The 11,369-nt window shown below is 44.2% G+C and carries 11 protein-coding genes and 1 CRISPR repeat array (1 of these 12 running past the window's edge); of the genes, 7 read left to right on the top strand and 4 right to left on the bottom strand.

From position 1 onward, the window contains the following. Positions 1 to 671, top strand: a 671-nt coding sequence (locus tag ACM0OT_RS20045) for an S-layer homology domain-containing protein (protein ID WP_414566157.1), incomplete at its 5' end; no start/stop codon positions are given. A gap of 404 nt (positions 672 to 1,075) precedes the next feature. Here ACM0OT_RS20045 and ACM0OT_RS20040 read toward each other — a convergent pair. Both ACM0OT_RS20040 and ACM0OT_RS20035 read right to left on the bottom strand, forming a co-directional pair. Next, a complete protein-coding gene (locus ACM0OT_RS20040) occupies positions 1,076 to 1,231 on the bottom strand; it encodes a hypothetical protein (RefSeq protein ID WP_414566156.1) in 156 nt (51 codons plus the stop codon). A gap of 272 nt (positions 1,232 to 1,503) precedes the next feature. Further along, on the bottom strand, positions 1,504 to 2,739 hold the full coding sequence (locus tag ACM0OT_RS20035; protein WP_414566155.1) for an LL-diaminopimelate aminotransferase: 1,236 nt from the start codon (positions 2,737 to 2,739) through the stop codon (positions 1,504 to 1,506). Positions 2,740 to 2,961: 222 nt separating this feature from the next. On the opposite strand from ACM0OT_RS20035, the gene ACM0OT_RS20030 reads away from it, so the two are divergent. Continuing rightward, positions 2,962 to 3,234, top strand: coding sequence for a GlsB/YeaQ/YmgE family stress response membrane protein (locus ACM0OT_RS20030; protein ID WP_414566154.1), 273 nt, complete (start codon positions 2,962 to 2,964; stop codon positions 3,232 to 3,234). Between the two features lie 59 nt (positions 3,235 to 3,293). Here ACM0OT_RS20030 and dcd read toward each other — a convergent pair whose 3' ends face one another. Together dcd and ACM0OT_RS20020 are read right to left on the bottom strand one after the other, a co-directional pair. Continuing rightward, complete coding sequence (dcd, locus tag ACM0OT_RS20025) at positions 3,294 to 3,875, bottom strand: dCTP deaminase (RefSeq protein ID WP_414566153.1); 582 nt, start codon at positions 3,873 to 3,875, stop codon at positions 3,294 to 3,296. 105 nt (positions 3,876 to 3,980) lie between these two features. After that, the gene (locus ACM0OT_RS20020) at positions 3,981 to 4,517 is read right to left on the bottom strand and encodes a P-loop NTPase family protein (RefSeq protein ID WP_414545706.1); all 537 of its coding nucleotides are present in this window, start codon (positions 4,515 to 4,517) and stop codon (positions 3,981 to 3,983) included. Between the two features lie 498 nt (positions 4,518 to 5,015). On the opposite strand from ACM0OT_RS20020, the gene ACM0OT_RS20015 reads away from it, so the two are divergent. The 5 genes from ACM0OT_RS20015 to ACM0OT_RS19995 all read left to right on the top strand — a co-directional run bounded on the left by ACM0OT_RS20015 (position 5,016) and on the right by ACM0OT_RS19995 (position 10,483). Further along, positions 5,016 to 5,570 (top strand): adenylate kinase family protein, encoded by a 555-nt coding sequence (locus tag ACM0OT_RS20015; RefSeq protein ID WP_414566152.1) that lies wholly within the window; start codon positions 5,016 to 5,018, stop codon positions 5,568 to 5,570. Positions 5,571 to 5,724: 154 nt separating this feature from the next. After that, positions 5,725 to 6,471, top strand: a complete 747-nt coding sequence (rph, locus tag ACM0OT_RS20010) for a ribonuclease PH (protein ID WP_414566151.1) — start codon at positions 5,725 to 5,727, stop codon at positions 6,469 to 6,471. A gap of 759 nt (positions 6,472 to 7,230) precedes the next feature. Continuing rightward, positions 7,231 to 7,953: a 6-phosphogluconolactonase gene (pgl, locus tag ACM0OT_RS20005; protein WP_414566161.1), complete on the top strand. Its 723-nt coding sequence runs from the start codon at positions 7,231 to 7,233 to the stop codon at positions 7,951 to 7,953. 554 nt (positions 7,954 to 8,507) lie between these two features. Then, positions 8,508 to 9,395, top strand: coding sequence for an FHA domain-containing protein (locus ACM0OT_RS20000; protein WP_414566150.1), 888 nt, complete (start codon positions 8,508 to 8,510; stop codon positions 9,393 to 9,395). A gap of 344 nt (positions 9,396 to 9,739) precedes the next feature. Further along, complete coding sequence (locus tag ACM0OT_RS19995) at positions 9,740 to 10,483, top strand: M50 family metallopeptidase (protein WP_414566149.1); 744 nt, start codon at positions 9,740 to 9,742, stop codon at positions 10,481 to 10,483. A 110-nt stretch (positions 10,484 to 10,593) separates the two neighbouring features. Next, positions 10,594 to 11,369: a CRISPR direct-repeat array (repeat unit 37 nt; unit sequence GTTTCAATCCCTCATAGGGAGTTAATGAAATTTCAAC) (it continues 912 nt past the right edge of the window).

The following is an 11,369-nucleotide window of genomic DNA, read 5'->3' as shown; positions in this document are numbered from 1 at the left end:
CACCCACACCCACACCCACACCCACACCCACACCCACACCCACACCCACACCCACACCCACGCCCACACCCACGCCCACACCCACACCCACGCTCAACTTAACTGATATTAGTAATCATTGGGCGGCGGCATTTATTCGGGAATTAGTTAATAGGGAAATAGTTAGCGGGTTTCCAGACCGCACATTCAAACCTGATGCAACCATGACACGCGCACAATACGCGGCATTAATGGTAAAAGCTTTTAACCCCTCTGTGAAACGCACTGCCATTAAATTCAAGGATGTACCAGAGAATTTCTGGGCATTCAAGGTAATTCAACAAGCTTATCAAGGACAACTTCTCTCTGGTTATCCTGATAATACCTTTGGCCCCAACCAAAATATCCAGCGCGTGCAAGTGCTAGTATCCCTGGTGAATGGACTGGGTTTATCTGCTGAAAATACAGGTGCCATTAAAACTTTCGATGATCAAGTAAAGGTTCCTGGCTACGCTAGTAATGCAGTAGCAACAGCAACTCAAAAGCAACTTGTTGTTAATTATCCCAATCCCAATGTACTAAACCCCACCCGCGATGCCACAAGGGCAGAAGTTGCCGTTATGGTGTATCAAGCTTTAGTGGATGCTGGACGTGTAGCACCAATTAACTCACTTTATATTGTGAACGCGTGAACAATTAATTAGCCACAGGTTTCAACGTGTGGCTAATAAAGCATTTTAGGTGGGCGTAGGGGTTTGTCCCACACCAATAGTCCTAACTTTTCACAGTATCTGGAAAACCTCTCTCTAAATCTCTCTCCTGCGAGGAGAGAGACTTTGAACTCCGGGTTTGGAAGTTAAGGTGAGTTCGATAAGCTGGAAATGACCCCGCTTCCATTCCTCTCCCCTGCAAGGCTACGGTGTACACACAAGTACTATCTGAAAGGGTTTCAGGCGTTATAGACCCCTTAAATTGTCATTACGAGCGAAGTAATCACATAATCCCGTAGTTAAAGCGATTGCTGAGTCGCAAAGCGACACGCTACGCGGTAAGCGGAGCTATGCCGTTCGCATAGCGTCTCCGTTAGGAGAAGGCTTTACGTTGTTCCTCCTCGCAATGCCAGGCTTTCAGAGCGATCGCCTCCGGCGGGCGGGTACGCCATCGCACAACCTAAAGCTAGAGGACGAAACCAAGTGTCAGGTGGAATTTCACGACTTGTGTGTACACCGTAGCCCCTGCAAGGAGGAGCCACTGCGTTGGGCGGCTTTGCCGACTTGTAGCAAGTGGCGTTAGAGGCTTAAAAGGCTGATTATTTCGTACCACGTGAGATATTTTCTGCCCCTTCCCTTGTAGGGAAGGGGTTGGGGTTAGGTCCCGTCGAACTCACGTGGAAGTTAGATTTTCCTTGGACTTTTCCACATGAGGTGAAAAGTCAGATCAACAGTCTTGGCAAATTGGAATACTGTCCTAGCCCACCGCATCAAAAGTTGTCAATCAAATTGCACAACTGAATCCCACCAAAACTTAGACCTTAAATTTTTCAGTAATTCGCTGCATTGCTGTTTCCACATTTTTCCGGCTATTAAATGCCGAAATCCGGAAGTAACCTTCACCCGCAGCACCAAAGCCAGAACCCGGTGTACCCACCACATTGACAGTTTGTAGCAGCTTATCAAAAAATTCCCAACTAGATAGACCATTGGGAGTTTTTACCCAGACATAAGGTGCATTAACGCCACCATATACAGCTAAACCAGCGGCTGAAAGTTGCTCACGAATAATTTTGGCATTTTCTAGATAAAAATCTACTAATGCCTTAATTTGTGCCTGTCCTTCCTGAGAATAAACGGCTTCAGCGCCTCTTTGGATAATGTAAGAAACACCATTAAATTTGGTAGACTGGCGACGATTCCATAGTTTCCACAATTCCACATCGGTACCATCGGCGGCCTTTGCTGTCAGAGTTTTTGGTACTACTGTTAATGCACAACGTGTACCTGTAAAGCCTGCATTCTTAGAAAAAGAACGGAATTCGATGGCACATTCTCTAGCACCTGCAATTTCATAGATAGAGTGAGGAATGGCAGGATCAGTAATGTAGGCTTCGTAGGCAGCATCAAAGAAAATAATGGAGCCATTAGCTTTGGCATAATCCACCCATGCTTGCAAATATTCCTTAGTAGCAGTAGCACCAGTGGGGTTATTGGGGAAGCAGAGATAAATTAAATCGACTTTCTCTGTCGGAATCTCAGCTGTGAAGTTATTGTCAGCCGAAATTGGCAGATATACTAAGCCCTCAAACTCACCTTGGTCGTTGGCAGCCCCAGTATTCCCTGCCATAACGTTAGTGTCCACGTAGACGGGGTATACAGGGTCAGTAACGGCGATAATATTGTTTTTGCCAAAAATATCCAGAATATTGCCTGTATCGCACTTAGAGCCATCGGAGATAAAGATTTCTGAGGCATCAATATTTGCCCCCCGTGCTTGGAAATCTTGAGCAGCAATTTTTTCCCGTAACCAAGCATAACCTTGTTCTGGGCCGTAGCCTTTAAAGGTAGCGCGATCGCCCATTTCTTCCACCGCTTTGATCATCGCTGTGCGGCAAGCTTGGGGTAGAGGTTCTGTCACATCACCAATGCCCAAGCGAATAATTTGAGCCTCAGGATTAGCTTCTGCGAATGCATTTACCCGTCGAGCAATTTCGGGAAATAGGTAACCAGCTTTCAGCTTTAAGTAGTTGTCGTTAATCGTTGCCATAGTAGAGTTGAAAAAACAGCCTAGATAAAACAGCTTACTGCCAATTGATATGTGCAATGGCCAATAGCTGCGGCAATTTTGAAAAATTTGACTTTTAACTTCCAAGGCAGCGGTACTAGTCCTTAAGGCTGGTAATAATTTAGTTCTGATGGCAGATTTAATTTTCAGGGTTGAATTGTTAATTTATATCTGTCACTAAAAATATTTACTAAATTAAAAACAATGAACATTCTTGCTTGGATTGCTTTAGGTTTAATTGCCGGTGCTATTGCTAAAGCTATTTACCCTGGTCGTCAAGGTGGTGGAATCTTAGGAACCATCTTACTAGGAATTATTGGTGCTTTTGTTGGTGGTAGTTTAGGTGTATTCTTTAGTACAGGAACTTTAACACTAGCCGCTCCTGGACTGAGTATTACTGGTGTGGTTTTAGCAATTCTTGGTGCAATTATCGCTATTTTCTTGTGGAACTTGCTAACTTCTCGCAGTGCGGCATAAGAGAGAGAAGTACCCCAACTATCAGGCTATAGTTGGGGCTTCTAGTTTCACAGCAGACCTTAAACTTTGGCAATGGTGACTGTTTGAGGTTGGTTTTGATACTTCCCGAAGCGGTCAGCATAAGTTGTTTGACATGGTTCCCCTTCTAGAAAGAGCAACTGTAAAACCCCCTCATTAGCGTAAATTCGACAGTCTGCACTAGAAGCATTACTAAATTCCAAAGTCAAGTAGCCTTCCCATGAAGCCTCAGCAGGTGTAATGTTGGCAATGATCCCGCAACGTGCCATTGTTGATTTGCCAATACAAATAACTGTGATGTTGGCAGGTATTCGCAATCGTTCTAGGGATACACCTAAGGCGTAGCTATTGGCGGGAATGATGAAAAATGATCCATCTTCATCAGTTTGTAATGCCATAGATTCCAAGTTATCAGGGTTAAAGCACTTGGGATTAACAATAGTACCGGGAATATGTCTAAAAACCCGAAAATCTGTGGGAGCTAATCTCAGATCATAGCCATAGCTAGATAATCCATAACTAATAACTCGCCTATCTTCAATTTGGCGTACTAAAGAGTTTTCAAATGGCGCAATCATCCCTAACTTGGCTTGTTCAATGATCCATTTATCGTTTTTCAACATGTTTGACCCCTAAATATAAAAATAATTTTGAGATGACAAAGATGAGGGGGATGAGATAGAAATTTCTTTCTTCTCCCCTTGTCCCCTTATCCCCACTCCCTACTTTCACGGTCGATGACTACGCCGAATTTCTGTAATTTGGTCTGCCACATCTAACAAAGATTGAGGCATTTCTGGCCCTGTGAGAATGATATCGACATGGGGAGGGCGTTGTGCAAGAAACCCTAACACTTCTGTTTCGGGTATTAAGCCAAAATTCATCGCTAAACTTAATTCATCTAAAACTACCAGAGAATATTTTCCTTCACACACAACCTGTTGTGTATACTGCCATAACTTTTGTAATGACTGGTTTTCCGCTTCGTCTAGATGGGGTGTATCGATGCAGCGAGGCAAATCACAGCGAATCCAATCTAAATTTTGCCCTAACTGGATGGGTCGCTCTTGTCCTTGGCGAATCCCACCTTTAAGAAACTGCACCACTAAAACTGGCGTACCTTGACCGGCAATTCTCAGCGATTGAGCCATGACACTGGTAAAAAAGTTCCGGTGTGGGCTTGTGAAAACTTGCACTAGACCTTCAACTGGATAAGGTAAGTTGGGGGTGGAATTGACGCTTGGTGTTTCTAACTGGGCAACCATAGGGAAAGTTCAAAAAATAACAAAGAATTAAGGAATTTTACAGAGTTAATTGTCAATCTAACTGAAAGATTTCAGAGCGTTAGGGGTAAGCTTGTGATGCTTCAATTACTGTAAACTATCCCCACCTGTTTCACAGATAAGATAGCGCTTTAGCGTGTTATCAGTTCTTTTAAGCAAAACAAATGAAATCACATGCAAATCTGGTTTTTAACCTCACCCCGCCTTTGATTTTCGTCAAAGTCTCCCCTCGCCTTACCCTGGGTTGGGGCTGAGGTTCTATATTTTATTAAATTTGCATTCCTCAGCAATGAGAATATTGACATTTTCGTTTTTTACATGAAACTAGTCATAACAATAAAAATGCATAACTTGTAATTCCCACCAATGGAGAAATAGGGGAGTGGCAAATAAAAAAAATTGCAGTGTTAAATATCACTTGTGTGGGAGCAAAACGCACTCAGAACGTTAAAAATTTTACCAAAAAAGGAGTGAGTTGTAGTGAAATTAGTGATTCTGGGAGGTTCAGGATCGGGAAAAAGCACTCAAGCCGAAAAGCTGTGCAGACATTTTGATATTCCTCAAATTTCTACAGGCGAAATTTTAAGGCAGGCGATCGCTAATTTTAGTGACTTGGGTTGCCATGCACAACCGTATGTCACCAAAGGGGAACTAGTTCCCGATGAAATGATGATTGAGTTGATCCGGTTGCGGCTCAAACAGCCTGATGTCTCTTGTGGTTGGGTATTAGAGGGTTACCCCCGTACTGCTTTTCAAGCTGAGGAATTGGATTTTTTGTTGGATGATTTAGGACAAAAGTTAGATTGGGCTATTTATTTACAAGTACCAGAAGCTATTATGGTTAGTCGCTCCTTGGGGCGTTCTTTGCCAGATGACCAACCCGAAATTGTGCAGCGGCGTGTAGAAATATTTTACGATCGCACTATTCCCATCCTAGAGTATTATGACCGTCGCCGTCGCTTGCTAACGGTCAATGGGGATCAGTTACCAGAGATGGTGCAACAAAATATTTTAACTTTGTTATCTAGGACTTAAAGCTAAAATTCATCCTGATTAATCCGCAAGATCATCAATTTTTCAGGGATGCCATAGTTGATATTTTGACTCAATAATATAGTACTTATATAAGTAGTAATACTAAGGTAACCTTAAAGCAGTATTCTTATATCAAAATTCTGAGGCAACTTTCATGGTTTGGCAGCGTCCCGATGGTCGGCAACCCTACGAACTCCGTCCCATCAGCTTTGATAATGGTTTTACCCGTTTTGCCCCCGGTTCTGTCCTCGCAAAATGTGGTGACACCCAGGTACTTTGTACTGTCAGCGTTAGCGAAGGCGTGCCTAAGTTTTTAGCAGGTTCTGGCAAAGGCTGGCTAACCTCAGAGTATCGCATGTTACCTTCAGCAACCCAGCAACGCCAAGCACGAGAATTGTTGAAATTATCGGGAAGAACCCAAGAAATTCAACGTTTAATAGGACGCAGCTTGCGCGCAGCAATTGATTTTGAGGCGTTGGGAGAACGGACACTGACTGTAGATGCCGACGTATTACAAGCGGATGCTGGCACCAGAACCACAGCCATTACAGGTGGGTTCGTCGCTTTAGCTAATGCAGTTTCTCAATTATTGCAGCAGGGAATATTAGAGCGATCGCCTTTATGCGGTCAAGTGGCAGCAATATCTGTAGGGTTATTACAAGGCGAGGCATATTTAGACTTAAACTACATTGAAGATGTCGCAGCCACCGTAGATTTTAACGTGGTGATGAATCAACACTTAGGCATCATCGAACTCCAAGGAACCGCAGAAGAAGGCAGTTATAGCCGTACCCAGTTAAATCAGCTATTAGATTTTGCCGAAAAAGGTATTCAACAATTATTAATCGCCCAACGAGAGGCGATCGCAGATTGGTCATTAGTCATTGGTCAAGAGAAGTGAAGTACCCCAATCCCTACTTTCGGGACTTCCAGAAATTAAATTATCCAATTTACTGGGATGCAAAGTTGTCTTTCTCCCCCCTGCTCCCTGCTCCCTGCTCCCTGCTCCCTGCTCCCCTGCTTACCCAGTGATTGGACATTTATTTAGTTGGAAGTCCCCTCCCTGTTCGTACAACTGACTACTGACAACTGACCGGGGAAAATGGTAACGATGTTTTATAAGAAAGACGCTGAAAACACCTGAGAAACAGCAACATTGTGGCGTTTTTCGGACTTTAGGCAGGTGATGAAAGCTAGCTGCACCCTTGAGGGTGTTTTGATGTTAAACTGATTTGAACAGGAAGGGTAATCAACCTGTATAAAAACCCAATGTTGCCTAACGGCTCTACGCTGCACCTTGACAATTGAAAATATGGGGTTCTATTCCATAGTTCTAGCTCAATACCAGGAATAGGTAAAATTTTCATGGGGACTAGACAACCAGTATTTACACTCAAACAAATTTTGGAGTCATCCAACTACGGTAGGGCATACCGAAAGTTAACGCTTGAGGAGAGAACCACCTCTGGGTGAGATACCGCAAGGGGTTTCATCTAAGTGGACTCGTTGAATCAAGAATCTCCGTGGCTTTAGCCGGGAGCGTGTCAAGTTGACCTATCCCCATTTAATGCTTCATGTTAAAAGTTTCAAAAGTTAAAAAGGGGAATTGTCAGAAGTTCGGTATGGTATTGCTGGAAGTCGGCAATGTGATGATGAAACCATGAATAAAACGGTTGAAGTTCTCCCGGATCTATCTGCGCTGGTGGCGCGATCGCTTGATTTGATTTTATCGAAGTTGGCAACTGCCATTGAGGAACGTGGGCAATTTACTATTGCTTTAGCTGGTGGTAGTACACCAAAGCCTTTGTATGAGGCGATCGCTCAACAAAACCTGCCTTGGGATAAAATCCATGTATTCTGGGGAGATGAACGTTATGTTCCACCCGATCATCCTGATAGCAATGAACTGATGGCGCGGCGTGCGTGGTTAGATCGCGTTGATATCCCCGCTGCTAATATTCATGCTGTACCGACTTTGGATGCAGATCCAGCAGTTTCCGCAGCTAAACATGAACAACACCTACGAGAATTTTTTAATTCTTCCCCTGCGGAACTTCCGGCTTTGGATGTAGTACTGCTAGGTATGGGTGATGATGCACATACTGCATCTTTGTTTCCCCAAACTGAAGCTTTACAAGTGCGCGATCGCTTGGTGACTGTGGGTAATAAAGACGGTAACCCCCGCATAACCTTCACATACCCATTGATCAACGCTGCGCGCAGTGTAATTTTTGTGGTGGCTGGTGCTAATAAACGACCAGCTTTAGCTCAAGTCTTTGCGCCTGTAGCCGATGACTTTACTTATCCATCCCGCTTAATTCAACCCCAGGGAGAACTTTGGTGGTTGCTAGATGCCGCAGCAGGTTCGGAACTCCCTGTTTAAGTTTCCGATCAGGAGTAATTGGTGAACTACTCAGACCTGCCTACGGCTGAAGTCGGAGCTTCCCAACTCATCGGGAATAGCCTCAAAAACTCCGCAGTTTTTTTGGTCTTACATTCTCTCCAAGGGCAGGAGTCCTGGTTCCCAAGACCAAATCTTTTTCTTGCAACATATACCTAATTAGCTTGGTTTTCGCTTATGGCATTGATGGTCAAGACATTGAGGATTTTACCAGAAAATCCTGGGGATTCGTCATCATCCAGAATTTGTTTTTACCAAGTAAAAAATCAATTCCAGATGCAATCCTCAAACCCCGCTATTCATCCCCACACTCAACTCTTAGTAGGGTGGGAACTTCCGCGTACTGTTAAAATCGGAAGCTAGAGTTTTCCCTGGGGCAAAACCTGTGGGTAAAGCTCATTTCTCGCCACCGCTAACATAGTCGTCTAGATCTGCGACTTATTTTTGTAGCGTTATCTCACCCCAGAAGCGTCTACATAGTTCTTTCTGCTTGCCAATACTACATTTACGATGATCTTGAACAAGGACTTAAATTGATGATCGTCTGTCCTAATTGCAATCACCCCAATCCAGACGGCGCTGTCCAGTGTGAAGCTTGTTATACGCCGTTACCAACCACTAGTAACTGTCCCAACTGTGGCGCAACTGTGCAGGCAGATGCTGCTTTTTGTGGTCAATGTGGTTATAATCTGCACTCAAATGCTGCGCCTACTACTGCTGCTGCTACTGTTGCTCCTGATATTGCCGTAGAAGTACCGCCGTTAGTTGAGCCTGATCCATTATTGGAACTGTTACAACCAGATTCGTTGGGAATCAACTCAAATGCCAACGCCAATCCACCTGCGGTTTCACCATTGCCAGCGACAGCAATGTCAATGCCACCAGCAGAAAGTAGCCCACCACCAGCACCTGCTGCTGCTGCTCAACCTGTAGTTGCAGAACCAGAAGTGGCAACTCCACCCCCTGCACCCACACCAGATCCGCAGCCAGAGCCGCCACCAGCCCCGGTAGAACCCCCGGCACCTGCACCTGAGCCTCAAACAGTTGCCGCCGCAGCAACACCTGTCCCAGCGGCTTCTAGGACGCAATTACAGCAGGTAACGGCACGGTTATTCCACGTCCAAAGCGATAGCGAAATTGAACTGCCGCAAACTTTGTCTGTAATTCATATCGGCAAGCCCAATGACCGCATTCCCCCCGATGTGGATGTATCTGGATTTTCCAATTCAGAAATTGTTTCCCGGATACATGCAGATATTCGGGTTGAGGGAGATGCTCACTACATAGAAGATGTGGGCAGTTCTAATGGTACTTATATTAATAACTTGCCATTATTACCAGGGAACCGACACCGCCTCAGACCAGGCGATCGCATCAGTCTGGGTAAGGGAGATTTGGTAACTTTTCTGTTTCAACTTGTTTAATTAAGGCTTCCTATCCTCCAGCCGTCTTTGTTTCCATCTTGGAGGGTGAACAAATTATCCACATCACATCGGTGACGGATAACTACAGCGCTTTGCAAGTAAATGAGGTACAGACTTATCTATTATAAATCTTGTAGGGTGGGCATCTTGCCCGCCATTGTGTACCTCACCGCTATGAAATCTGCTGTATATTATCGGGGAGCAAGGCTCCAAAGTGAGATGGCAAGGCTGGGGGACTGGGGAGACTGGGAAAACAAATGCAACTAGCCTATTTCTGTAAGTACACTAGGATGGATGAAAGTACACTCCAGTAGTTAGGGTAATTACGTTCAGGAAAGTGACTTATGAAGGAACCAGCCAAAGATTTTGAACCATTAATCAGTAGAGAAGCCCCGCCAGAAGTGGAACGTATGGGACTTACTTGGCTAATTGCTGCGGCGATCGCAACTAGTTTGTTGTGGCAAGTACCAGGAGGCGATTATATTTTATACCCGTTTACCATCCTGGCAACTTGGTTCCATGAAATGGGTCACGGCTTAATGGCTTTGCTATTAGGGGGACAGTTTCATCAATTACAGATTTTTAGTAGTGGTTCTGGTGTAGCAACTTATAGCATCTCGCGGACTTTGTGGCCCATTGGCCCGGCTTTAGTCGCCGCCGCAGGCCCAATGGGGCCCCCTATTGCCGGTGCAGGGTTAATTCTGGCCTCCCGGAGTTTTACTACAGCCTCCCTGAGTTTAAAAATACTAGGAGGTTTTTTGTTGCTTTCCACGTTATTTTGGGTACGTTCTTGGTTCGGATTGTTCGCCATTCCCCTGCTAGGTTTCATCATTCTGGGTATTTCTTTGAAAGCGCCCCATTGGATGCAGGGATTTGCTATTCAATTTCTCGGCGTTCAAGCTTGTATTAGTACATATCACCAACTGAATTATTTATTTAGCTATAGTGCTGGCCCCTTAGGACTTTCTGATACGGCACAAATGCAAAAATATTTACTGTTACCTTACTGGTTTTGGGGTTGGTTAATGGCGATCGCATCTTTGGTAATTTTAGTTCAAAGTCTCCGCATCGCTTACCGTACGAAGTGAAAGCCGCCTCCGGTGGGGCGGTTACACCATCGCTAAACATACAAGGTATTATTTGGGATCAATGAAATTTCAACGTTGAGTTCTCCCCGTAAAATCATGACTATTGAAAAGTTTCAATCCCTCATAGGGAGTTGATGAAATTGCAACTTCCCCCACAGTCCACACTAATACCTACGGCAAACATCTGTTTCAATCCCTCATAGGGAGTTGATGAAATTTCAACATACTGCTTGATAAAATCATAATCTCCCCTGGCATTGTTTCAATCCCTCATAGGGAGTTAATGAAATTTCAACTTTCCTGATATTTACGTTTACACTTTGACTTCCAGTTTCAATCCCTCATAGGGAGTTAATGAAATTTCAACCATCCCTGGTTGCATATCAGCGGCATAAACCCATTGTTTCAATCCCTCATAGGGAGTTAATGAAATTTCAACCCGCCAACACACCACCAGAAGCCGCAGCAGATTCGTTTCAATCCCTCATAGGGAGTTAATGAAATTTCAACCCGGAAACTGGCATACCAAAGCACGAACTACGCGTTTCAATCCCTCATAGGGAGTTAATGAAATTTCAACAAAACACGTGAAAGCTTGGCTAGAGTTCCGGTTTGTTTCAATCCCTCATAGGGAGTTAATGAAATTTCAACTTTTCTACCAAAGTTCAACGGATCATATGCAGTGGTTTCAATCCCTCATAGGGAGTTAATGAAATTTCAACAGGACTACCGTATGATTTTCATGTAATAAGGATAAGTTTCAATCCCTCATAGGGAGTTAATGAAATTTCAACTTTATATTCACTTGCGATCGCGCTACTAAAAATCTGTTTCAATCCCTCATAGGGAGTTAATGAAATTTCAACAGAATTTTTATTTCTTATCA

This window comes from Anabaena sp. CCY 9613, assembly GCF_963920895.1.
Taxonomy (GTDB): domain Bacteria; phylum Cyanobacteriota; class Cyanobacteriia; order Cyanobacteriales; family Nostocaceae; genus Cyanocohniella.
The sequence above is the reverse complement of the archived record's forward strand: the minus strand, read 5'-3'. Positions and strand labels throughout refer to the sequence as shown.